The following is a 23,632-nucleotide window of genomic DNA, read 5'->3' as shown; positions in this document are numbered from 1 at the left end:
TTTTTATGTTTAAACTTTTTAAATTGAATAAACTTTGTATTCAAAAATTATCATTAGCTCTCATCCTTTGTATTCTTTATAAGACTTATGCCAGAAAAAAAGAATAACAATCCTATTATTCCTACAACGATAAGCGATGTATTTCCGATTCCTTTATTGATAAGACCATTACCAACATAAATAAGACCTCCAATTCCGAGAATTGTAAGTACAGTTCCGAATATTCTTTTTACATTCATAATAATATATTATTTAAGGGTGTGATCAAACATAATCAAATATGATGCTAATTTTTAAAGTACATTATTACAGTTTATTTTTCTTAAAAATGTACCACACTTTTAATTTTGTAAGTTTTTTGTACACATTTTGTATTGTTTTCTTAAAAAAACGATGAATCATAAGAATTACATTTTAAACTTCGCACTTGCTGCTTTTTTTATTCCATTTAATTTTAAAGGGCAACAAAAACAAGATAAAAAATTTTCCATCTTCAATCCAGTTCCCAAGACCATGATGCGGGAAATGGAAACGGATCGTCCGGATGTTACCGAATCTCCATACACTGTAGATGCTGGACATTTTCAATACGAAACTGATATTGTAAGAAATATCAGGGAAACATCTGAATCAACAAACACTTCAACCCTCCTTATTAATCAGGGAAATCTGAAAATAGGTCTTACAGGTTCTACAGCAATTCAGATAAATTTTCAGACGTACGGCAGACAAAAAGAAACAGATTTATCTACAGGCAAAAAAACAATTTCAGAAGGTATTGGCGATGTGAGCTTTAGGGTGAAACAGAATATAATAGGCAATGATCATGGAAATTTTGCGCTTGCTATATTACCTTATGTAAAATTCCCGACCTCAAAATATGATGACGAAAGTATGTGGGAAGGAGGACTTATTGTACCAATGCAATACAAATTACCCGGTGAATGGAACTTAGGATTTCAGGTGGAAGTAGACAGACTGAAAGATAAAGATCAGCATGCATTACATACGGAACTTTTGCAAACTCTTACTCTAAGCCATTCATTGGTTAAAAATTTAGATGCTATTGCCGAGACTTATTATACCTATGATTTTAAAGCGCATCAATTTTCTAATTACATTAACGCAGCTCTTCAGATGGAAGTCATTAAGGATCTTAAACTCGATGCAGGAGTTAATTATGGTTTGCAACATTCAGCTGAAAAACATTATTTTGTGGGAGCTTCTTATCGATATTAGAACTATTTAAATAAAAAAGAGAGTTTTTAGCTCTCTTTTTTCATGATCAATTAACATTAATTTCTTTATTCTAAGTTTTCAAATTTATTAAAGGAAAACTTTTCTCATCTATCATGTATTTTTTAACCAAAAATAAAATATTAATGAATTTTATTCTTTGGCATAAAAAATGATATTGATTTATTTATAAACTATTTTAAAACAATTTTAGTTCATTTATATAATAATCATGAGTTATAAAATCACAAAAGACGTTATCGAACTCCTGGAAGAATTTGAAACAGAAAATCTATTATTGAGTTATACGAATGATATTAGCGGTTTCAAAAAATGGATTAGTGATAAAGAATTTCGTCATCAAAACAATGATGAAGAACCTTACTGGGAAGGTAAAGAAAACGGTAGAAGCCCCGAAAGTGCTATAAGTACTCTACTCTTGCATCTTAATAAATACGCCAAAACATATTCTAAATCGGCCATTGCAGACTCAGAATTTGCAACTCAGGAAGATTTTATTTATCTCATCAATTTAAAAGCTTTCGGCAGTATGTCTAAAATGGAATTGATTAAGAAAAACATTCAAGACAAGCCTGTTGGAATGTTGATTATCACAAGACTTTTAAAAAATGGCTGGATTGAACAATATGAATCTGAAAGCGATAAACGCAATAAAATCATTCAAATTTCTGACGAAGGTCTAAAGACTTTAGAACAACAAATGATTAAAATAAGAAAAGCAACAGAAATCGTTGTTGGAAATTTAACATTCAATGAAAAAATGGAACTCATCAGAATTTTAAACAAGCTCGACCGCTTCCATTATCCTATATTTTCCAGAAATATCAAGAGCAAGGATCTCATTAAGACGGTATTCGAAGAATATTCATTTAAAAATTAATATGAAAAAGAAAATTGCGATAATAGGATCCGGCTTTTCAGGATTATCGGCTGCTGCTTATGCGGCAAAAGACGGTCATGAAGTTCATCTTTTTGAAAAAAATGCTGAAATCGGAGGCAGAGCAAGGCATTTTAAAACATCAAACGGATATACTTTTGATATGGGACCAAGCTGGTACTGGATGCCCGATATTATCGAAGCTTTCTTTAATGATTTTGGAAAAAAAACATCTGATTTTTATTCGTTAATTCCATTAAATCCTCAATTTGAAATGGTTTTTTCTGATAGTGTAATGCAGATTCCTCATGAATACGAGGATATGAGAAAACTATTCGAAGAAACAGAAGCAGGAGCAGCAAAAAAACTTGATGAGTTCATGGAAGATGCTCAATATAAGTATGAAGTCGGGATGAAAGATTTTGTCAACAAGCCCTGCCACTCTTGGTTTGAATTTGTATCTCCTAAAATTGCAAAAAGTGCATTGAAGCTGGATTTGCTTACTAATTTTAAACGTTTTGTCAGAAAATATTTTAAAGATCCCAAATTGATCATGCTCATGGAATTTCCTGTGATATTTCTCGGAGCCGCACCTAAAGATATTCCTGCGCTTTACAGCCTCATGAATTATGGCGGATATAAATTGGGAACATGGTATCCGATGGGTGGATTTTCAAAAATCATTGATGCAATGAAGCAAGTTGCCCTGGAATTGGGAGTGACAATTAATCGTAATTCGAATGTTGAAAAAATAACGATTGAAAGAGGAAAAGCTTCATCTTTAATCATTAATAATCAAGAACATCAATTCGATAACATCATTGCTTCATCAGATTATCATCACACGGAAACTCTTTTGCCTGAAGAATTTAGAAATTATGATGAAAATTATTGGGAAAAGAGAACTTTTGCCCCATCATGTCTTATTTATTACCTTGGTTTTAATGCTAAAATTCCGAATTTAAAACACCATACCTTGTTTTTTGAAAACGATCTCGAACTTCATACCCATGAAATTTATACAGATAAAAAATGGCCTACTAAACCATTATTTTATGCCTGCTGCCCTTCAAAAACAGATCCGAATGTAGCTCCGGAAAACTGCGAAAATCTTTTTTTACTGATGCCCGTAGCTCCGGGAATTGATGATTCTGAAGAAATGCGCGAAAAATATTTCTACGAAATGATTTCAAGAATTGAAAAACATACAGGAGAAATTGACCTTTTATCTAAAATCGATTATAAAAAAAGCTATTGTGTAAAAGATTTTCAGAATGATTATAATGCGTATCAGGGTAATGCATACGGTCTTGCCAACACACTTTCACAAACTGCAGTTCTGAAGCCTTCCATCAGAAATAAAAAAATAAAGAATCTCCTGTACACGGGACAGCTAACCGTTCCCGGACCAGGAGTTCCACCATCTATTATTTCAGGAAAAATAGCTGCACAAGAATCCACCAAAAATTAGATACTATGAAAAAACTATTCGACGAACTTTCCTATACAGTAAGTAAAGAAACTACGAAAAAATACAGCACCAGCTTTTCTTTAGGGATTTTGGCGCTTTCTCCAGATATCAGAAATGCTATTTACGCTATTTACGGTTATGTCCGCCTTGCCGACGAAATTGTTGACAGCTTTCATGGATATGACAAAGAAAAACTTCTGAGAAGATTCCGAGATGATACCTGGATTGCTCTGGATGAAAAAATATCATTAAACCCTATTTTTCAGTCGTTTCAGCAAACGGTTCACGATTACCGTATTGATGAAAAACTGATAGATCAATTCCTGAAAAGTATGGAAATGGATTTGGAAAAAATTGAATATAATTCGGAATTATACCAAGAATATATTTTAGGATCTGCAGAAGTTGTAGGACTGATGTGCCTTCAGGTTTTTGTAAACGGAGATGAGGAAGAATATGAAAGATTGAAGCCTTTTGCCATGAAATTGGGATCTGCTTTTCAGAAAGTGAATTTCTTACGGGATCTGAAGGATGATCACGATATTTTAGGAAGATGTTATTTTCCGGATTTGGATATTTCACGTTTTGATAATGACATTAAGCATTCCATTGAAAAAGATATTGAGAATGAGTTTAATGAAGCTCTGGAAGGTATAAAGAAACTGCCGCCGACATCTCGTTTCGGAGTATATTTGGCGTATCGTTATTACGTTTCTCTTTTCAGAAAAATTAAAAAAAGATCTGCAAAAACCATTATGAATGAAAGGATAAGAATTTCAAATGGAGCAAAACTTTCTTTAATGATGAGCTGCTATGTGCAATATAAAACATCATTTTTATAAAAATTTAAATTTCTGATCATGAATTTTCTCATTGTAGCGGCAACATTTTTCATCATGGAAGGACTCACCTGGCTGATTCATAAATATATCATGCATGGCTTTTTATGGGTTCTTCATAAAGATCATCACGATCACAGCAATGAAGGGCATATGGAAAAAAACGATTATTTTTTCGTCATTTTCGCAGTTCCTACCATTATTTTAATGTATTACGGAACGATTCAGAATTTTAATCACTGGTTTTATGTAGCTGTGGGAATTGCATTGTACGGAATGGCGTATTTTTTTGTTCATGATATATTTATTCATCAGAGAATTAAATTTCTTCGAAATACCCAAAATCCCTATCTTTTGGCGATCAGACGAGCGCATAAACAACATCACAAACATACCGGAAAGCAAGACGGAGAATGTTTTGGATTTCTGTGGGTTCCGGTGAAATATTTTAAAATGTTTTTTAATCAAAATAAAAAATAAATGCTTCCGTATACGTATCTGCTAATTGATTTTTTTACCATCATTATCTGTTTTATTTTTTCATTTCATCATAAGATAAAATTCAACAGACATTTTGGAGCATTTATAGGTGCGTCTTTTATTGTTGCGGTATTTTTTATTGCCTGGGATATTTGGTTTACGAAAACAGGAGTCTGGTGGTTTAATGATAAATATTTATTAGGAATCAGAATATTTAATCTTCCTGTAGAGGAAATTCTGTTTTTCTTCTGTATTCCTTTTGCGTGTATTTTTACCTATTTCTGTCTAGATAAATTTTTTAAGCTTGACTGGAAGCCTCTGCCAGAAAAGATTTTTGTCATTATAAGTATTATTTCATCATTGGTTATCGGGCTTTATTTCCATGAAAAAATATATCCTTTTGTAACATTTCTTTCCACGGCGATTACTTTGTTTATCCTGTATTTTATATTAAAATCCAGATGGATCGGCAAGGCTTCTTTTGTTTATTTATTATTGATGCCCGGTTTTTTAATGGTTAATGGCGTTTTAACAGGTACAGGTTTGGAATCTCCGATTGTTAATTACAATCCTGACCACATTATCGGTTTTAGAATTTTCACCATCCCGATAGAAGATACGGTTTATGGTTATGAGCTTATTCTTTGGAATATTTATTTGTTTCAAAGACTTAAGAAAACAGAACCAGGTTTATAACATATTCTGAAATATAAAATATCAAGAATTGCGTTATAGTAACAAAATATTGTATTATTTCAATACTTAATTTCTATTGTTGAAATAAAAATTTATGATTAAAATTTAATTCGAATTATGCTTTTATAATATAATTTTAATCTAAATTGCAGCTTTTGTTTAAAACCCATCCTCCCCTATGAAAGTTCCTAAACAAATAAACGCAGTGAGAAGATCCGTAATGAGGCGTCTCACTAAGAATATTGGAAAATCAAATGCAGATATAGCCCCTAATAAAGGGATTACTATAAAAAAAATACTAATATCCAGACCCAATCATCGGCTAGGAAACTTGCTTTTACTGAGTCCGCTGGTACAGGAAGTCATCAATACTTTTCCGGACAGTAAAATAGATCTGTTTGTAAAAGGAGGTATCACTCCCAGTATTTATCAGAACTACAGCAATATTGGCAAGATCATCCAACTTCCCAAAAAACCTTTTAGCAATATTTTCAAATATCTGAAAGGCTGGACTATGTTGAAAACCAGAAAATATGATCTCGTAATCAATGCAAGTTTTGGATCTTCGTCCGGTAGATTGTCGACTCTTTTTGCAAATTCAACCTACAAACTATTTGGTGAGTTTGAAGAAGAACATCTGAAACAAATCCCTGATTATCATCACTCTGCCAAAAACAGCATTTATAATTTAAGGCAATATTTATCAAGGCTTGGAATATCTGAAAATCAAAGCAAACTTCCTGATCTAAATATTAAATTGAGTGAAGATGAAATAACATCCGGCAGAAAAAAACTCTTTAATCTTACCCAAAACAACAAACCTACCATTTGCCTATTCACCAACGCTACAGGAGATAAATGTTACTCTGAGGAATGGTGGATCGTATTTTACAATCATCTAAAACAAACATTTCCCGATCACAATATTGTAGAACTTTTACCTGTTGAAAATATCTCGAAATTAAATTTCACCATACCACATTTCTACAGCACAGATATTCGTGAAATGGGGTCTTTCATAGCAAATTCTACACTATTTATCGCTGCAGACAACGGCGTAATGCACTTAGCAAGCGCTTCCGGAACACCTACGGTTGGCTTGTTCTCCGTGACGGACGAAAATGTATATAAACCTTACAATGGCAAAAGCTTTTCCGTAAACACCAATCAAACAGACAACGAAAACATTATGAGTTTATTACAAGAAACCATGATCCAAATTTAATTTAAAATATTTGATATGAAATTGATTTTTGCTGAAGATTTACCCCAATCTAAATACGATGTTCTTTCCATCCTGAATAAATTTAAAAATGACGGTACTCTTATTGGAAATGGCTCTCGAAATATTATTAAGTTCTTTAATCTGAATGGATTAATATTAAACTTTAAATCGTTTAAACAACATAATATTATAAACCGGCACGTCTACAAATTCTACCGAAAGTCGAAAGCCCAGCGTTCGTTTGAATATGCACATTTACTTATTAAAAAAAACTATCATACCCCAAAACCAATTGCCTATATAGAAAACCACGATTTCATAGGTCTTACATCAAGTTATTACATAAGCGAACAATTAGAAAATTCCTGGACGTTTACTGATATTCTTACCGATCATTCCTTTCCTGATCGGGAAAAAATTATAAAAGAATATACACTTTTGATGTTTCGTCTCCATAACGACGGCATCCAGTTTTTGGATAATTCCCCTAATAATTTTTTAATTCAAAAAAAAGACGAAAAATATATCATTTACATGGTAGACCTCAACAGAATGAATTTTCACGAATCTATTGAACTGGAAAAGCGGCTGAAAAACTTTGCAAGGATCACCAATGATCCCGAAATCATTAAAATAATTTCTCATGAATATGCTCAATTATTCGGAAGCACAGCCGATTATTGTGAAAAAATAATCTTGGATGCAGTTAACAGACTGATTTTAAAACGAAAAGTAAAAAAAGTTCTGAAATTGTATAAATATATCATTAAAATTTAAGTAAAGTAATTGGCGGAAAAGAATATAATTTTTTTGTAAAAAAACGCCAAAACGTTTAAGTTGCCTAAAATTTGAGGACAATTTTTAAATTCAATGCCATTAAATAAATATGGTATATTTGTAAACCAATATTCCAAAAATGCATTACAGAATTATTAAAGACCTTATTAAACTGCTTGAAGAATTTGAAGCTGATAATGCGATCTCCAATTATACGTTGGATATTGACGGCTTTATGGCGTGGATTCGGGATAAAGAATGCCATAAACCCCAAAAGGTCGAAAATGAGCCGCACTGGGTGGGAAAAGAAGATGGAAGATCTGTCGAAAGTGCGATCTGTACAATGATCGTTCATACCAATAGATATGCGAAAACTTATTCTAAATCTGCTATTGCTGATTCAGAATTTTCTACACAAGAGGATTTTATTTATTTAATTAATTTAAAAGCCTTTGGAAGTATGTCGAAGATGGATCTTATTAAGAAAAACATTCAGGATAAACCGGGAGGTATGCTGATTATCACAAGATTATTAAAGCAAGGGTTTATCGAGCAGACTGATTCTGAAGTTGATAAGAGAAATAAAGTCATTAAAATTTCTGAGAAAGGTCTGGAAGCATTGGAAGCCAATATGCAGAAGATAAAAAATGCAACAAAAATTGTTACGGGAAATTTAAATTATAATGAAAAGTTAGAATTAATAAAGATTTTAAACAAGCTTGATCATTTTCACAACCCTATTTTTTCAAGAAATATTAACAGTAAGGATCTCATTGAAACTGTTTTAGATGAATATTCTTTTTTAAAATAACAATCTTACTTTAGCACGTCTAATAAAATTTGCAGTAATGAAATTAATATAAATCTTACCATACAAATACATAAAGCATAAAAACACACATAAATTGGAATTTTTGTGTGTTTTTTATGTCGTTTTTTTGATTTTAATTAAAATTAAATAGAATACATATAAACCTAATTGATAAAATACAGTATATTTGTATCGCAATCCGTTATATGTATTACACTATCATCAAAGACTTAACAAACCTTGTAGAAGAATTTGAACGAGAAAATAAATTGAATTTATACAGTTCAGATATCGACGGCTTCAAAAGTTGGATAGTAAACAGAGAGCAAACAAAAACACATGAAGATATAGAGCTTCATTGGGAAGGTAAAGAAAATGGAATAACAGTTGAAGAGGCTATAACCAAATTATTCGACCATCTTGGTAATTACGAAGTCCTTTATTCTAAAGACATCGCTAAAGATTCTAAAATTACTATAACAGAGCAAATTCCTTCTCATCTGCTGGAAATCCTTACCAAAAAAGAAAAAAATGATATGCTTAACATCATGACAAAGCTTAATAGTTTTCATCATCAATTTTTTTCAAAAATAGGCATTGATAATTTATCTCAAAGCGACAATAATTCTTCAGACCAAAAAAATAAATCATAGTATAGTTTCGATAAAATTAAAAAAACTAAATCCGTGAAAGAAAAAGTCTTACTTATAAACTGGTTTAATTGTACTCGACTCTAATGCTTTGTAAAATATATCTAAAAATCCCGGAGAAATATTCTTCGGGATTGTTTGCAGAGAAATCTGTTATTTGAAAATCTTTTATTAATCCAACAACTCTCCCATTCCAAAGACCGTTAAGCCTTTTCCAAACTGTTCTGCTACGGCTTCGTTGGCAGCATTAATATATTCTCCGGTTATCGGATCCACAACGGTTCTCAGTGGTCTTTTACCTTTTTCGGTATTTATTAATTTTACAATCGCATCGGCAACATCTTGCGGATTGGTCTGATGAGTCTGGATCATTTCGCCAAGAGCAGCCATCATTTTATTTGGAATTTCCGCAATTGCACCATACCCCTCAAATACAGACTGATCCGAAGCATAACCAGTTTTTTGTGCCATTTCAGTTGGAAAAGCACCAGGCTCCAAGATGGCAACATCTATTCCCAGACGTTTAACTTCATAATGCAAACCTTCGCTAAGACCTTCCAAGCCAAATTTCGACGCAGCATACACTGTTGCAAAAGGAAATGAAACTCTTCCAAATCCGCTTGTAACATTTATGATAAGTCCATCTTCCTGTTTACGCATTGCAGGTAATATCTGCTTGATGAATCTCCAAGGCGCAAAGACATTGATGTCGAACATTGCCTGTACATCGGCTGTTGTAAAACTTTCTGCAACACCATGCATCGAAAATCCCGCGTTATTTACCAATACATCGATAGCACCTTCTTTAGCAAGAATTGTTTCTACCGCTTGATTTACACTTTTATCATCAGTAAGCGCAACATCCAGAACAGTGATGTTTTCAACTTCCGAAAGCGCTTTCGCTTTATCTGCATTCTTGCCCTCGGTATCTCTCATTGTTGCATATACTTTGTGACCTAATGCTGCAACGCTATGTGCAGTAAGCCAACCGAAACCACTATTTGTTCCTGTAATCAATACTATTTTTTTGCTCATCTTTTTATTCTTTAATGATTGATGCAAAGATTGATTAATTCAAATAAAAAACATTTACCATTTGGTAAAAAGCATTTTTAACGGATATTTTTCCTAATTCTGCTAAGTGATTGCTGGGTAATCCCCAAATAAGAAGCCACCTGCGAAAGCGGAACACGATTAAGAAGCCCCGGAAATTGATTGATAAATGATAAATAGCGAGTTGTAGCATCTTCAGATACTAAAGGACTTCTTCGTTCTATCGTTTTCATCAGACAGTTTTTGACAATCAGATTCTCTATATCTTTCCATCCGACAATGGTATTTCCAATCTCATCCCAGTTCTTTTTTGAAAAGACAAGCAACTCACAATCTGTTATCGCTTGTATATATTCTGAAGCAACCATTTGTGCTTCAAACTTTTGCTGGTCCGAAACAAAATTATTTTCTTCAACAAACGAGTGTGTGATTTCTTCACTTTTATTGTTGTAATAGCAGAACCTTACAACACCTTTTAAAATAAATCCAACATAGCGGGGTATTTTACCTGCTTCAGAAAAATATTCATCTTTACGAAGTTTCATTGTTTCTGCTTTACTCAAGATCAGCTCTATCTGTTTATTATTCAGATTGCCGAATTGCAGTATGTAATTGACAAATTCTTCCATAATACAAATTTCGGGTTTATAATGGAAAATTTATTTACCAAATGGTAAAAACCTGCGGTAAAGATAAAGCTTTAAATTGCATGGAAAAACCGTCCAAAAGTTGAACGGTTTTTTTAATTTAAATTTTTAAAACATTTAATTCACAGAGAATTTACCCGAAATTTTATTATTTTCGCCTTTAGCATTATAAAAATAAATTCCCTGACGCATTCCAGCCGTGGAGATTACTGCTTTTTCATCTTTTCTTATCTTTTCATATTTAACTTCAATTCCATCAGTATCAACGATCCTTAATTCATAATTATCCGATGGAGAAAGATCAATAGTGATGCTTTCGCCTTGTCTTACCGGATTCGGGTATACAGGAGAATTGGTTTTGGTTGAAGCATCCGATAATCTTAAATTGGTACCGCTTATAGTTTCTAAAAACCATTTATTATCATCTGAGTTAGCAGCCGATGACAGATAAACAAAATTAATGAGTGGAATCTCAAGAAGACCAAGAATCTTGCTTGTCCATGATAATGGATTGTCAGAATTAGCTATTAATATATTGTAGCTGTCATCTGAATATTTTGTCAGCATCCAAGTCTGTCGATCTAAGTTTGAATTTGGATCGATATTAGCCTCTACTTTAAGGTTAATAAGATTAAGAAGCGCGGGATACTGAAGTCTATATGTGCTGTTATCAGCAAGGTTTCTACCACTTATTGTATAAATATTTAAAGACGGATCTTTTACGATGGTAAATTTATAATCCGTTACAGCACAATCTTTTAATATTACTTGAGGAAAGGATAAAACCTCATTGATACCAACACATTTTCCGTTGGCTTTATTTTTTATCCTGAAATTGGTACTGGAATCGAATGTTTGTGCATTGAGAAACATACAGCTTATAGTCAATACTAAAAGCAGGACAAGATTTTTTAAAATTGTTTTCATGATAATTGCTTTTTTGGTTAACTACCTTAAAGTTAACACATTATTTATTTAAATTTTTTAAAAAACAAGAAATAAATCACTAAATCATGATTTTTAATATATAAAATCTATAAAAATTATTTTTCTATAATTAAAATTGTCCATGTTTAAAGATAAATTTAAAAATCTCTTATTATTTTGGAAGGAATCAATCATTGAAAAAAACAATATTATAACATTGATAAACAATTACATAAAACCTAATTTAATAGTAAATCACTTTTTAGATTCTGTCGTGAATGATATTTAAGAAGCGCACGTTCCCAAACAATTGAGAATAAATTATTGGAATATCTGAAGTTCCAAAGAAGTGTCATATTAATTAATATCTGTAAAATCCTATTAGAATTATTCTTAAAAATCATTGATCGATTTCAATCTAAATAATCAGGCGGAAAAGTTTTCTGTCCAAACTTCTCATCCAGATTCTGTAGGAAATTTTTCCTTTCTTCTGTCATCTCCGGAACAGGCAAAAACTCACCTTCGGAAACTGGTTTTCCGATAGCTTCGAAGATTGTTTCCAATCCTGCGGGCATTACTGTACAAAGGAGTTTCGCAAAAGAATCAGAAGTATTTTTAAAACAATGGACAGCGCCACCAAAAGGAATCTCCACAAATCCACCTTTGGAAACAACAGTTTTTCCTTTCTCCGTTTTAAATTCAACTTCACCTTCCAAAACATAAAAAGTTTCGTGAGTGTTCGGATGCGAATGCGGTGGCGGTCCGCCATTCGGCGGAACAGTCATTTCGATGACAGCAAAACGGTTATCCGTTTCTTCCCCGGAAATAATAATTCGATAATTTCCTCCTGCAACGGCCAGTCTTTTGCCACTTACCTCGCCTATAATTTTAATATCTGAGTGCATTGTTTTTTTCTTAAAATTATTAATGAAACAAATTTACATTAGTACTAAACTTGAAATCGTTGACTTTTGTCACAATCAATTCGACAGAATTCAATTAACGAAAACTTTGCTTCCTGATTCTACTAAGTGTTTCACGGGAAATTCCCAAATAAGAAGCTATCTGATGCAAAGGAAATCTCTGAATCATGTCCGGATGAAGTTGAACAAAACTTTCATAGCGCTCCAAAGCACTGAGACTTATTGCATCATTCACACGTTTTTGTGAAGCAATATGATTGTTTTCGCTCATTTTCCAGAACATATCTCTCACTGAGGGAATTTCCAGAAAAGCATCAAGATTGGGTCTTGGTAAGACCAATAATTCTGTGTTTTCCCAAGCTTCGATATAATATTTGGAAGGTATTTGATTCATAAAACTTTGTCGGTCAACGATCCACCAGTTTTCCAGTGCCAATTGTAGAATGTACTCAATTCCGTGACTGTCTACACTGAACTGTCTCATCGCTCCTTTCAGAATAAAACCTGTGTACGAACAAATATTTCCTTCTTCAAGAAAATATTGTTTTTTTCTTAATTTTTTCGGCAATAATAGTGACTGAATCTTCTCTTTCTCTTCAGCTGAAAGACTCGAATTGCTATAGCGTTCTATATAATCAAAAAGTGGTTCGTACATTTTAGTTTTTTGAAGCGATCAGGAAAATCGTTATTTTATCAAATTTAAAAATTTTCGCTCAATTGTCATTTATTATATTTGATCTCCAAAATACAATACTAAAAAATCGCCCGTTGATTTCTCAGGACGATTTTTAATCAAAATTAAGATAAGCATTCAGAACAGCAGGAAAATTCCTTAATGTTCTCATCATATTAGAAACCATCCTTTTTTTTTATTTTCTTTTAGAAAACACATTTACAAACACACATCTTATTAAGTGCCTAAAAAGCAAACACTTAAACAATCTTATTGATATTTATCACAGGTTTTTTGTATCAAATATCACCGTTTTTCAGAAGCAAGTCAGCCTAATTTTGTCCTGTACAATAAGCACTTATACAGCTAAAGTACACCATTAAATAATATTAACTTAAATACATTTATTATGCACACAAAAGCATTCAATCCGGAAAACGCAGCCATACTTCTTATCGACCACCAAGTAGGAACAATGGCTTGGACACATTCTCACGACATCAATCTAGTAAAGCAAAATGCCATTAAACTGGCGAAAATTGCAAAAGCTCTTAACCTTCCTGTGATTTTGACATCCAGTATGGAAGACCAAGTTCAGGGGCCACTAATTCCTGAATTACAGGAAATTTTACCAGAAGCCTATGAAGCCCGAATCAAACGCCCGGGAATTGTAAATGCAATGCACCACCAAGGTTTTAATGAAGCGGTAAAAGCTTTAGGCAGAAAAAAACTTTTCGTGGCAGGTGTTACGACAGAAATTTGCGTGACTTTCCCTGTTTTGCAGATGTTGGATGAAGGTTATGAAGTACAGGTTTCTGCTGATGCATCGGCTTCCTACACCCAATACGGCGATAATCTGGCTTTGGAAAGAATGAGACAGGCAGGAGCAATTATCACGACAGTAGATCAGATCATCTCTGAACTGGCAATTGACTGGACCAGTCCAAACGGACAAAAACTGGTTGGAATTTTAAACTATCATTAAAATTTGATTTACAAAAAGAAACATCGTTTCAAAATATAAAAGCGGTGTTTTTTTTGTCTTTAGAATTAAAACTTTATCTATATGAAAATCATTAGAGCTTCAGAAAAGCATACCCACGGAAACCAGACATTTCATGTTGAAATATTGTATCCGGGAATCAATCTCGGAAAAAACGATACGGGATTTTTGACTATCGGAAGAATCGATCACGCCTTATTTAAACCTCCCGGGTTGGTTCCGATGCATCCTCATCAGGATGATGAAATCTTCTCCTATATCCGTTCCGGAAAGATGGTTCATCTCGACAGCACGGGTAAAAAAGAACATCTCAACAATTCTTATATGATGCTGATGAATGCCGGAAGCGGAGTTTCACACGAAGAAAGTGCCGAGGAAGATGTGGAAATGCTCCAAATCTTTATGCGACCCTCTGAAAATAATTTACCTCCGCAAGTTCAGTTTCATCAGTTTGACAATGTTTTCAGTGAAAATATCTGGAGATTGGTTGCTGGAGACAGAGGTGATTCTCCCTTGAAATTAAGGGTAGAAACCAATATTTTCGATATCAGAGTGGAAAAAGATAAAGTTGTGAAAATCCCAGAATGGAATGAAGAATTTATCAATTTTATCTACTGTTTCAACGGAAAAATTAAAATCGAAAATGAGACCGTTGCAAAGGGCGATTGCATAATTCTTGAAGAAAATTTACCTCTTGAAGCGACCACAGAAAGTGATCTTGTTTTATTTCAGATAAAAAAAGACGCTAAATACAGCGAATCAGGAATGTTCAGCGGAAATAAATTCCATTAACCTTCTTACTGTAAAAAAATAAAGCCTTTGAGATTCCAAAGGCTTTTTCTATTGTCTGCAATTTTTTGTTTTTAAGCTTCTTTTACAAACTGTAATTCACCTGCCAATTTCACCTCATCACTTACCATTACTCCTCCACCTTCAAGTGCAGCGTGCCAGGTAAGTCCGAAATCTTTTCTGTTGATTTTCCCTTCGAAAGAGAATCCGGCTCTTGTATTTCCGTAAGGATCCGCTTTGATTCCGTTGAAATCTACATCAAGCGTAATTGGTTTTGTAATTCCGTTGATGGTAAGATTTCCCGTCACATCGTTGCTAAGTGCTGAAGCTTCGAAAGTGATTGTAGGATAAACTTCCACGTTAAAAAAGTCTGCAGATTTCAAATGATTATCTCTGTCGGTATTGTACGTTGAGATAGAATCTGTCTGGATGGTTGCCGCTGTTTTTACGTTCGCGAAAGTATCGTCTTCAGCTTCAAGTTGCACATCAAAATCGGTAAAATTTCCTTTGACATTTGATATCATCATATGTCTTACTTTGAAAGTCAATTCACTGTGCGTTGGGTCTAGGTTCCATTTTGTTGCCATTGTATAAAATTTTAAATTGTTGTTTATACTGCAAATTTATAGGGACTGCTGAACGGAAATTGTTGATATTTGATAATAAATATCGTGTTTAGAATTAATTTAATTATCTGCTTAACATTGAATTAAAAAAAGCATTTTTAACGCCCAAATTATTTCATTAAATTCGTGAGTCCAGAAATAAGTCGACCCTATAAATATGAATATTAACCAAGACAGTTTTTTAATTCTTTTCGATTATATCGAAGCACACAGCTCTTCGCCATTAACTTTTGAAGACAAAGAATTTATAAAAGAGTTGTTTGTTTATAAAAAAATTGGCAGAAAACAGTTTTTTCTGAAACAGGGAGACATCTGTAAATATTGCGGTTTTATCATTAAAGGGGCGATGAAACAATATTCTGTAGATGATTTGGGCAAAGAAAATGTCATCAATCTTTATCTCGAAAATTGGTGGGTTGCAGACCGCGAAAGTCTGCTCGGTGCAAAACCAACCATTTACAATATCGAAGCCTATGAGGATACAGAAATGTTAATGATTCCGCAAGAGGGTATTAAAGAAATGGCAAAAGTTCCTGCTCTCAATGAATTGACAAAACGCCTGGACATGAATCACGGAATAGCAATGCAAAACCGCATAAATAATGCAATAAGCCTTTCTGCAGTTGATCGTTACAACAACCTTTTTAAAACTCATCCTGCATTTTTACAGAGATTTCCACAGCATCTCATTGCATCTTACCTTGGAATTACAAAGGAAACTTTGAGCCGTATTCGTAAACAGAAATAGATTGTACTAAATTTTACTTTCAAATTACATTTCAGGACCGCTTTCACCGATTCCTGCGTTACTGAAAAATATGTCGATATCTAATTTCAGTGCATTCTTAACATCATATTTATCTAGAATGTCTAATTTTCTGACCTCAATACTATCCTGCAATCCTGCTTCTTCAACTTTCTTTCTCATTGCTGTAACTTCAGGTAAAATTTAAACCCCTGCGATAATCTTGTGACCTAATTTAGCTAAACCAAATGCTGTTCCTTCTCCGAATCCGGAACCTGCCCCGGTAATTAGAATTGTTTTTGTTGTACTCATGATTTCTAAAATTTATTTGTTTATATTTAAAATGTTTTTGTTGATTTTTGTGGTTTAAATTCTGCTTCCTGCAGTTGCAATTTCAAAATCCTGCTCGGGACTTCCGCCGGAAACACCGATGTAAGCAACAATTTCATTTTCTGAAGTGACAGGAACTCCGCCTTTAAAACCTATAAGCCCTCCATTGGTATTAACCATTCCGTAGGTTTTGTTTTCAGGATTAAGAAATTCTCCCACAGCTTCAGAATTCATCCGAAAGAGCATCGCTGTTTTTGCTTTTCCCATTGAGATGTCGATCGATCCCAGAAAAGCATCGTCCATTCTAATAAATGCTTTAAGATGACCAGCTTTATCCAGAATTGTAATGTTGGCATTTACGCCGATTTCGTTTGCTTTCTCTACCGACTGATTTAATGATCTGAAAGCCTGTTGTTGTGTAAATTCCATGACAAATTTTTTTTAGGTTTTGAATCAATATTGATTACTGATTTTCTCTGTAGCAAAGTTGCGACGAAACAAGGCGGAAGTTTGTACAAATAACAAAGGCTTAATTATGAATATCAAAGAAAGATGAAGAAAAAACGTAAATTTTAAACCTCGAACCTTTAGTGACGGTGAAAATCTGCAAAACCTTAAATATCACCTCCGTCATTTTGGTTACAGGAAAACTCAATATGGCCACATTCTAAATCATTTGAATGCTCATTTTTGCATCATTAACAATTAAAAATAAAAGAATGAAAAAAACAATTTTTATAACGGGAGCTTCTGCAGGTTTGGGTAAGGCGACAGCAAAATTATTTCAGTCAAAAGGATGGCACGTAATTGCTACCATGAGAAATCCCGAAATAGAAAAAGAATTAAACAGTCTGGAAAATGTTACACTTAAAAAACTTGATGTATCAGATTCTGAACAGCTCAATGAGTTAATCACAGATATTTTACAGAACCATTCTGTCGACGTCGTTGTAAACAATGCCGGATATGGTCTCATCGGTGTTTTGGAAGCATTCACAGATGATCAAATTGTCCGTCAGATCGATACTAATTTATTAGGAGTCATACGTATTTCAAAAGCTTTTACACCGTACTTTCGGGAGAAAAAGCAAGGATTGTTTATTAATATCTCTTCAATGCTGGGACTTTGGGGATATCCTACCTGTTCTGTTTACTCGGCAACAAAATTTGCAATTGATGGTTTTTCAGAAAGCTTAGCTTATGAATTAGCTTCCTTTAATGTTGGAGTTAAAATTATTGCACCTGGAGGCATAAATACCGATTTTGCAGGGCGCTCACTGGATGGAGCACAGCATGAAGCCTATCAGGACATTGAAGAAAAAGTAATGGAAGGTTATAATCCGGAAAAAATTCAGAAATTCAGAACAGCTGAAAGTGTTGCATTAGCAATATACGAAGCAGCCACTGATAATAATCTAAAATTACGATATGTTGTAGGAGAAGATGCAGAACCCGAATTTGAAGAAAGAGAACGAATAGGTTCTGAAGCACATTATTTAAAAATCAAAAATATTTTCACTATTAAATAAATAATTGATTTTCGAAGAAAAAAAATAAATTTGTAGGAATGAAAAAGGAAAATAGAATTGCAAGATTTGATTCTCTTTCTGAACTGAACAGTGTTTTGGGATTGCCAAGGCTCTCACATCCTCTGGTGAATTTGGCCAACTATGCAGATATCACAACGCCATTTGAAGATCAGCCAGAAACTTTTCAGCTTAATTTTTATAAAATCTCTTATAAATTTAAGCTTAATGGAAAAATATCCTATGGGCAGCAAAATTACGACTTTGACGAAGGAAGAATGGCATTTACTGCACCCAACCAAGTGCTTTCCAGAGGTGCGGCAGAAAGAGATTTGTCTGGGTATACACTTTTATTTCACCCCGACTTCATTCGTCATTATCCATTGGCTCAAAAGATTAAAAATTTTGGTTTTTTTTCTTACAGCGCTAATGAAGCGTTGTACATATCTGATAAAGAGAAACAAATCATTTTTTCTATTTTTGAAAATATTAAAACAGAATTAAACAATACAATTGATGATTTTAGTCAAGATGTTTTGATATCTCACATCGAAGTTTTACTCAATTACAGCAACCGTTTTTATAAAAGACAATTCATTACCCGAAAAGATGTGAATTACGATTTGCTTACAAAAATTGAAACTCTTTTAAATAGCTATTTTGAGCTGGAAGGTATAATTCAAAATGGTTTGCCCACTGTGGAATATATAGCAGAGCATCTCAATTGTTCGCCACGTTATTTAAGCGATATGCTTCGTTCGCTTACCGGACAAAATGCTCAGCAGCACATTCATAATAAGCTTATTGAAAAGGCTAAAGAATATCTTACCTCAACCAATCTGTCTATTTCAGAAATCGCATACACATTGGGATTTGAGCATTCTCAGTCACTCAGCAGACTTTTTAAAAAGAAAACAAATCTTACTCCAATTGAATTTAAAAAATTGCTTAATTAAAAAATATATTTCAAGCAACAGTATGTGCAGTTTAAAATAACAAATGAATACAGCATCGATTTTGAAGCTGTATTTAGTATCCATAAAATAAAGCCTTCAGTCTACAGACTAAAGGCTTTTAAAAAATTGGCAATTTATTTTTTTACGAGTTCAGATAACTCAATCATATTTCCCCACGGATCCTGAAAGAATGCTAATTTACGTCCGATAGCAGGAAGATAAAATGTGTCTCCTACAATTGTCACGCCTCTTTTTTTCAATTCGGCAACAGTCTTATCTACACTTGTAACATCCATGCAAATGTGATGAAAACCTGCCTTCTCAAGACTTTTTCCTAAATCGTTGTATACAATTGGCTCACTGAGCTTTCCGCCGGCAAGAATTTCAATCCAAAAATCGTTCGTGTTTGCTGGTGCCAGATAAGCTAGTTTTTCATCAGCATAAGGCCATTCGTGAATAATTCGGAAATCTAATTTTTCGGTGTACCACTTAATTGCTGCATCATAATCAGGAACTCTGATGCCCACATGATTTCCACTTAATTCCGCTAATGCACTTTTGGGATTTAATGCCGGCATCTTGAATCCCGTGTTATGTTTGTGATTTTGTGCACTTCCGACAATGGCAAAAGATAAACTTAATGCAATGATTGTTTTTTGTAATAAATTTTTCATGATTTCTAAATTTTAATTAGTATTAATTTAATACAGCAAATTTCTGCAGAAAGTCATTGCGGTTTTATACAAAATACAAAGCCAAGATTATGAATATCAAAGATTGTGTGGAATTATGACAGATGTTGACTACAAAATAAATAACACATTTTATTTTATTAATAAATAAGCAAATTTTGATATTAATATAAATATCGACTGATTGAGATGCAAATTGTGTCCTAACAAGTTAACATCTCCACTACGGTACTCCAAGCTACTTATTTACTTCAAAGATACTTAGACATATCTTTGAATAATGGGAGGAATTTAAAAACTGGAACCACCATTAGCCTTGATATGGGCACCATTGATATAGCCTGCTTCATCAGAAGCCAGGAAAGCAACTACCTTTCCGATGTCCTGTACGTTTCCAAGGCGACCAAATGGAGAATTGTCGCGCACAAGCTGCTTAAATTCTTCCGAAATATTGGCAATTACTCCCGCCTGATCTATCACGCCAGGCATAACAGAATTAACAGTAATACCGCGATGTCCCAACTCTTTGCTCAGGATATCTACGAACTTTTTTCCCGCACTTTTACTGGATGCGTAAACCGCCGCACCTGACTCCGCATTTAGGCTCTGAGTGGAGGAAATTAAAATAATCCTTCCACCGTCGGTAATATGCTTTGCAGCCTGTTGCATAACAAAAAAGGTTCCTTTTACATTAAGGTTATAAATTTTATCAAAATCGTTTTCGGTATAGTCTGTAAAAGGCTTATCAACCATTTCTATACCTGCATTTGCGATCACAATATCAAGACGACCAAACTTAGCTAACACCTGCTGAAACAATTCTTCAATGGCTGAAGGATTTGAAACATCCGCTTTAATCATCTGATAATTAATTTTATAATCATCCATGAGTCTCGCCGTTTCCAGAGCTGCTTTTTCATCTGAGCTATAATTAAGAATAAGCTGTAAACCCTCAGAAGCCAGTTTCTCAGCAATTCCTTTGCCTATGCCTTTGGAAGCTCCAGTAATCAATGCGACTTTTCCTTTTAATTCAGGATACATATTAAATTTTTTTAATGATTATTTTGATTTGCAGGCCATGCACCTGTTTGCAATAACATGCTTAGCCAGTCTTCCAGATGCCAGTTTTTTTCCAGTTTGCAATGTTTCAGATGATGAAATTCATGAATGGCGATGGTGAGTTTTTGATTGGTTGCAGGTATCCCCATAAATTCGTTACTATGAGTAAAGACCATTTCTGCACGTACACCTGCACGCTCATGACTGCCAAAAATCTCATGAACATTCACTTGCACATCCGGAAATGCCGAGGTAAAATCTTGTACCAAAGTCTTAAAACCATTAGCTCCTTTTTGCTGACCCGGAGCCAGAGGAATATCCTGCCAATCCGGAGATAAAATTTGATCTATCACACTGTAATCACGGTTGCTGAATACAGCGTAAAATGCTTTTAAAGTATCTATTTCCTGTTGTGTTAACGCTTTAACATAATCTTGCGCTGTTGTATCTGTCTTCATATAAAAGTTTTTAATTTTTTAAAAATCGGTTTACATCCTTATCAGGAATAAGGATATCGGTTCTGTCTGATTTTAATTAGAATTTTTAGAATTTCTATTGATTTAAAAAGGAAATTGTCAGTTAATTTCAACCGCAATTTTACCGGTAGCTCTTCCCGATTCCACCACCTTTTGGGCTTCCGGCAGTTGATCGAATGAAAATACCTGTGTAATTTGAGGTGTAACTTTTCCTGCTTCGATGAGATTGCTGATTTCGTTGAGTATCTCTGCCGATGAGTGTACGAATACCCCGAAGCCTTTTATTGCAGCTTCCTCTAATTTTGATGAAAGGGCCTCCGCGAAATGAGGCTGCAAATAAACCAATCTTCCACCTTTTTTAATTACCGAAATTGAGCGCAGAACATGTTCTACAGAATTAATTGTGTCTATAACAACATCTATATCATTTACCTTTTCCTCAAACGAAGCAGAGGTATAATCTATAAATTCATCCACCGCTAAGTTTCTTACAAATGCCTCATTTTTAGCGGAAGCCGTACCAATAACATATGCTCCCCGCTCTTTTGCAAATTGAACGGCAAAATGACCAACACCGCCTGAAGCAGCATGAATCAGTACTTTTTCACCTTTTTGAATATTTCCTAAAGTAACCACCGCCTGCCAAGCCGTCATAGCAGACATTGGAGTGGCTCCTGCAGCAGTAAAATGTAGATTTTTATGCTTATGTGCGATATGTTCTACATTTGCTATGACATGGGTAGAATATGTACGACCAAGACCTGGCATATTCAGTAGACCATATACCTCATCTCCAGGCTTAAATTCAGTAACACCAGCTCCAGTTTTTTCAATAACACCAGCTACATCCCATCCAAGTATTACCTGATCCGGAAAGTGACCGCCTGTGATCATACCCAAAACATCTTTTGAAGCACGTACCTGGATATCAATAGGATTAATACCGATAGACTTGGTTTTTATCAGGACTTCTCCTGTCTTCGGAAAGGGGGTGTCTAATGTTGTCTTCTTTAAGTTTTCCACTCCTCCGTTTTGTTCTAAAATGTAAGATTCCATTTGAAATTTTTTTTATTATTACAAAACAAAATTAGAAAGGAAACAAAGTGCAGGAAAGGCAGATTCAAACCAAAAACAGTGCTATTCAAACCATTTTGATTTTTCTTCGAAATTCAAGATTTTAAAAATAAATAAAATGATCTGTCCTTTTCTCCTCTATGAACGATATTGATTGGGTGTCGAAATATTTTTTCTTTTAAAAAATTTAATAAAATTGGAAGTATCCTCAAAACCAAGACACCAGGCAATTTCGGAAATATTCCAGTTTGTGTGTTTCAATAATGCTCTGGCTTCTGATGCCAAACGCTCTTGAACCAATTGAGTAGTCGTTTTTCCGGTTACCATTTTTAAAACCCTATTCAGATGATTTACGTGAACATTGAGTCTGTCTGCAAATTCAGCGGCAGTTTTTAACTTCACTTGCTGTACAGTTGACTCAATAGGAAACTGCCTTTCCAGCAATTCTTGAAACAAAGAGGCAATGCGGGTTCCTGCATTAGATCCAGTCTCTTCCGCAGCCGTTGCCGGTCTCAGCTTTAATCCTTTATGAATAAGCTCAAATACATGGCTTCTTAAAACATCATATTTATAAGGATAGTCCGATGCAATTTCCGTAAACATTTTATTGAAAAGCTCCATCACCTGCGCAGCTTCTTCATTGGTAAGATCCAGAATCGGAGTTCCACCGGGCTGGTATAGCGGGTAGTCTGTAATATTTCCGAAGCCTTTCATGTAATCCTCCGTAAATACACAAAAAGCTCCGACTGGCTGCATGTCCGATGGCGTCCAGTTATAAGGAATCTGAGGATTGGCAAACATCAGCATATTATTCTCAACCTGATAGGTCTGATCGGCATATTCAACGGTATGAGCTCCCCTGATCAAGGCAATTTTATAATAATCCTTTCGGCTGTAAGGCATGGGATATGCAGGCTTCGGACCCGTATAGTCTTCCATCGTAAAAACATTGAAGTGTCCTGTTTTGCGAAAAATTTCGCTTGGAAGAATTCCCATTTTTTCGCGGTAGAAAACTTCCAGAGATTCCATTTTTTCCATTATTAAAGCTGA

The 23,632-nt window shown here is 34.1% G+C and carries 29 protein-coding genes; 15 read left to right on the top strand and 14 right to left on the bottom strand.

The genetic code is table 11. From position 1 onward, the window contains the following. Positions 1-53: 53 nt before the first annotated feature. Positions 54-239: a hypothetical protein gene (locus ACKX2A_RS20310; RefSeq protein ID WP_415326885.1), complete on the bottom strand. Its 186-nt coding sequence runs from the start codon at positions 237-239 to the stop codon at positions 54-56. A 154-nt stretch (positions 240-393) separates the two neighbouring features. On the opposite strand from ACKX2A_RS20310, the gene ACKX2A_RS20305 reads away from it, so the two are divergent. The 10 genes from ACKX2A_RS20305 to ACKX2A_RS20260 all read left to right on the top strand — a co-directional run bounded on the left by ACKX2A_RS20305 (position 394) and on the right by ACKX2A_RS20260 (position 9,086). Beyond that, positions 394-1,239 (top strand): transporter, encoded by an 846-nt coding sequence (locus tag ACKX2A_RS20305; RefSeq protein ID WP_415326884.1) that lies wholly within the window; start codon positions 394-396, stop codon positions 1,237-1,239. A 229-nt stretch (positions 1,240-1,468) separates the two neighbouring features. Continuing rightward, positions 1,469-2,137, top strand: coding sequence for a MarR family winged helix-turn-helix transcriptional regulator (locus ACKX2A_RS20300; RefSeq protein WP_415326882.1), 669 nt, complete (start codon positions 1,469-1,471; stop codon positions 2,135-2,137). A 1-nt stretch (position 2,138) separates the two neighbouring features. Beyond that, the gene (locus tag ACKX2A_RS20295) at positions 2,139-3,605 is read left to right on the top strand and encodes a phytoene desaturase family protein (protein WP_415326880.1); all 1,467 of its coding nucleotides are present in this window, start codon (positions 2,139-2,141) and stop codon (positions 3,603-3,605) included. Positions 3,606-3,610: 5 nt separating this feature from the next. Next, positions 3,611-4,447 (top strand): phytoene/squalene synthase family protein, encoded by an 837-nt coding sequence (locus ACKX2A_RS20290; protein ID WP_415326879.1) that lies wholly within the window; start codon positions 3,611-3,613, stop codon positions 4,445-4,447. An 18-nt stretch (positions 4,448-4,465) separates the two neighbouring features. Continuing rightward, the gene (locus tag ACKX2A_RS20285) at positions 4,466-4,924 is read left to right on the top strand and encodes a beta-carotene hydroxylase (RefSeq protein ID WP_415326877.1); all 459 of its coding nucleotides are present in this window, start codon (positions 4,466-4,468) and stop codon (positions 4,922-4,924) included. After that, on the top strand, positions 4,925-5,620 hold the full coding sequence (locus ACKX2A_RS20280) for a lycopene cyclase domain-containing protein (protein WP_415326876.1): 696 nt from the start codon (positions 4,925-4,927) through the stop codon (positions 5,618-5,620). Positions 5,621-5,840: 220 nt separating this feature from the next. Beyond that, positions 5,841-6,845 (top strand): glycosyltransferase family 9 protein, encoded by a 1,005-nt coding sequence (locus ACKX2A_RS20275; protein ID WP_415326875.1) that lies wholly within the window; start codon positions 5,841-5,843, stop codon positions 6,843-6,845. Between the two features lie 15 nt (positions 6,846-6,860). Beyond that, positions 6,861-7,622: a lipopolysaccharide kinase InaA family protein gene (locus ACKX2A_RS20270; RefSeq protein WP_415326873.1), complete on the top strand. Its 762-nt coding sequence runs from the start codon at positions 6,861-6,863 to the stop codon at positions 7,620-7,622. A 139-nt stretch (positions 7,623-7,761) separates the two neighbouring features. After that, positions 7,762-8,433, top strand: coding sequence for a MarR family winged helix-turn-helix transcriptional regulator (locus ACKX2A_RS20265; protein ID WP_415326872.1), 672 nt, complete (start codon positions 7,762-7,764; stop codon positions 8,431-8,433). Positions 8,434-8,639: 206 nt separating this feature from the next. Beyond that, a complete protein-coding gene (locus tag ACKX2A_RS20260) occupies positions 8,640-9,086 on the top strand; it encodes a hypothetical protein (protein WP_415326870.1) in 447 nt (148 codons plus the stop codon). A gap of 168 nt (positions 9,087-9,254) precedes the next feature. Here ACKX2A_RS20260 and ACKX2A_RS20255 read toward each other — a convergent pair whose 3' ends face one another. The 5 genes from ACKX2A_RS20255 to ACKX2A_RS20235 all read right to left on the bottom strand — a co-directional run bounded on the left by ACKX2A_RS20255 (position 9,255) and on the right by ACKX2A_RS20235 (position 13,288). Beyond that, on the bottom strand, positions 9,255-10,118 hold the full coding sequence (locus tag ACKX2A_RS20255) for an SDR family oxidoreductase (RefSeq protein ID WP_415326868.1): 864 nt from the start codon (positions 10,116-10,118) through the stop codon (positions 9,255-9,257). A 77-nt stretch (positions 10,119-10,195) separates the two neighbouring features. Beyond that, a complete protein-coding gene (locus tag ACKX2A_RS20250; protein ID WP_415326866.1) occupies positions 10,196-10,765 on the bottom strand; it encodes a Crp/Fnr family transcriptional regulator in 570 nt (189 codons plus the stop codon). A gap of 135 nt (positions 10,766-10,900) precedes the next feature. Continuing rightward, the gene (locus ACKX2A_RS20245; protein WP_415326864.1) at positions 10,901-11,710 is read right to left on the bottom strand and encodes a T9SS type A sorting domain-containing protein; all 810 of its coding nucleotides are present in this window, start codon (positions 11,708-11,710) and stop codon (positions 10,901-10,903) included. A gap of 413 nt (positions 11,711-12,123) precedes the next feature. After that, entirely contained in the window at positions 12,124-12,615 is a 492-nt protein-coding gene (locus ACKX2A_RS20240; protein WP_415326862.1) for a cupin domain-containing protein, read from the bottom strand. A 94-nt stretch (positions 12,616-12,709) separates the two neighbouring features. After that, positions 12,710-13,288: a Crp/Fnr family transcriptional regulator gene (locus ACKX2A_RS20235; protein WP_415326861.1), complete on the bottom strand. Its 579-nt coding sequence runs from the start codon at positions 13,286-13,288 to the stop codon at positions 12,710-12,712. Between the two features lie 427 nt (positions 13,289-13,715). Here ACKX2A_RS20235 and ACKX2A_RS20230 point away from each other — a divergent pair, with 427 nt between their 5' ends. Both ACKX2A_RS20230 and ACKX2A_RS20225 read left to right on the top strand, forming a co-directional pair. After that, positions 13,716-14,291: an isochorismatase family protein gene (locus ACKX2A_RS20230; protein WP_415326860.1), complete on the top strand. Its 576-nt coding sequence runs from the start codon at positions 13,716-13,718 to the stop codon at positions 14,289-14,291. Between the two features lie 81 nt (positions 14,292-14,372). Continuing rightward, positions 14,373-15,101: a pirin family protein gene (locus ACKX2A_RS20225; RefSeq protein WP_415326858.1), complete on the top strand. Its 729-nt coding sequence runs from the start codon at positions 14,373-14,375 to the stop codon at positions 15,099-15,101. A gap of 71 nt (positions 15,102-15,172) precedes the next feature. On the opposite strand, the gene ACKX2A_RS20220 is transcribed toward ACKX2A_RS20225, so the two are convergent. Next, positions 15,173-15,685, bottom strand: a complete 513-nt coding sequence (locus ACKX2A_RS20220; protein ID WP_415326856.1) for a YceI family protein — start codon at positions 15,683-15,685, stop codon at positions 15,173-15,175. Positions 15,686-15,881: 196 nt separating this feature from the next. Between ACKX2A_RS20220 and ACKX2A_RS20215 the strand changes: the two genes are divergently transcribed. Continuing rightward, on the top strand, positions 15,882-16,472 hold the full coding sequence (locus ACKX2A_RS20215; RefSeq protein ID WP_415326854.1) for a Crp/Fnr family transcriptional regulator: 591 nt from the start codon (positions 15,882-15,884) through the stop codon (positions 16,470-16,472). A gap of 24 nt (positions 16,473-16,496) precedes the next feature. Here ACKX2A_RS20215 and ACKX2A_RS20210 read toward each other — a convergent pair whose 3' ends face one another. Together ACKX2A_RS20210 and ACKX2A_RS20205 are read right to left on the bottom strand one after the other, a co-directional pair. Next, positions 16,497-16,652 carry a hypothetical protein gene (locus ACKX2A_RS20210; protein WP_415326853.1) on the bottom strand — a complete coding sequence of 52 codons (156 nt, stop codon included), beginning with the start codon at positions 16,650-16,652 and terminating at the stop codon, positions 16,497-16,499. A 183-nt stretch (positions 16,653-16,835) separates the two neighbouring features. Continuing rightward, the gene (locus ACKX2A_RS20205; protein WP_415326852.1) at positions 16,836-17,228 is read right to left on the bottom strand and encodes a GlcG/HbpS family heme-binding protein; all 393 of its coding nucleotides are present in this window, start codon (positions 17,226-17,228) and stop codon (positions 16,836-16,838) included. A gap of 290 nt (positions 17,229-17,518) precedes the next feature. Between ACKX2A_RS20205 and ACKX2A_RS20200 the strand changes: the two genes are divergently transcribed. Together ACKX2A_RS20200 and ACKX2A_RS20195 are read left to right on the top strand one after the other, a co-directional pair. Next, the gene (locus ACKX2A_RS20200; RefSeq protein WP_415326850.1) at positions 17,519-18,328 is read left to right on the top strand and encodes an SDR family oxidoreductase; all 810 of its coding nucleotides are present in this window, start codon (positions 17,519-17,521) and stop codon (positions 18,326-18,328) included. Positions 18,329-18,366: 38 nt separating this feature from the next. Beyond that, positions 18,367-19,281: a helix-turn-helix domain-containing protein gene (locus tag ACKX2A_RS20195; RefSeq protein ID WP_415326849.1), complete on the top strand. Its 915-nt coding sequence runs from the start codon at positions 18,367-18,369 to the stop codon at positions 19,279-19,281. Positions 19,282-19,415: 134 nt separating this feature from the next. Here the strand turns inward: ACKX2A_RS20195 and ACKX2A_RS20190 are convergent, their stop codons facing one another. The 5 genes from ACKX2A_RS20190 to ACKX2A_RS20170 form a co-directional block, all read right to left on the bottom strand. Further along, positions 19,416-19,955, bottom strand: coding sequence for a VOC family protein (locus ACKX2A_RS20190; RefSeq protein WP_415326848.1), 540 nt, complete (start codon positions 19,953-19,955; stop codon positions 19,416-19,418). Between the two features lie 309 nt (positions 19,956-20,264). Continuing rightward, positions 20,265-21,014 (bottom strand): SDR family oxidoreductase, encoded by a 750-nt coding sequence (locus tag ACKX2A_RS20185; RefSeq protein WP_415326847.1) that lies wholly within the window; start codon positions 21,012-21,014, stop codon positions 20,265-20,267. A gap of 11 nt (positions 21,015-21,025) precedes the next feature. Continuing rightward, positions 21,026-21,490, bottom strand: a complete 465-nt coding sequence (locus ACKX2A_RS20180) for an ester cyclase (protein WP_415326845.1) — start codon at positions 21,488-21,490, stop codon at positions 21,026-21,028. A 117-nt stretch (positions 21,491-21,607) separates the two neighbouring features. Further along, entirely contained in the window at positions 21,608-22,564 is a 957-nt protein-coding gene (locus ACKX2A_RS20175; protein ID WP_415326844.1) for an NADP-dependent oxidoreductase, read from the bottom strand. 156 nt (positions 22,565-22,720) lie between these two features. After that, complete coding sequence (locus ACKX2A_RS20170; protein ID WP_415326842.1) at positions 22,721-23,620, bottom strand: helix-turn-helix domain-containing protein; 900 nt, start codon at positions 23,618-23,620, stop codon at positions 22,721-22,723. Positions 23,621-23,632: the final 12 nt, after the last annotated feature.

Origin of the sequence: Chryseobacterium sp. MMS23-Vi53 (assembly GCF_047651245.1) — a bacterium.
Lineage (GTDB): Bacteria > Bacteroidota > Bacteroidia > Flavobacteriales > Weeksellaceae > Chryseobacterium.
The sequence above is the reverse complement of the archived record's forward strand: the minus strand, read 5'-3'. Positions and strand labels throughout refer to the sequence as shown.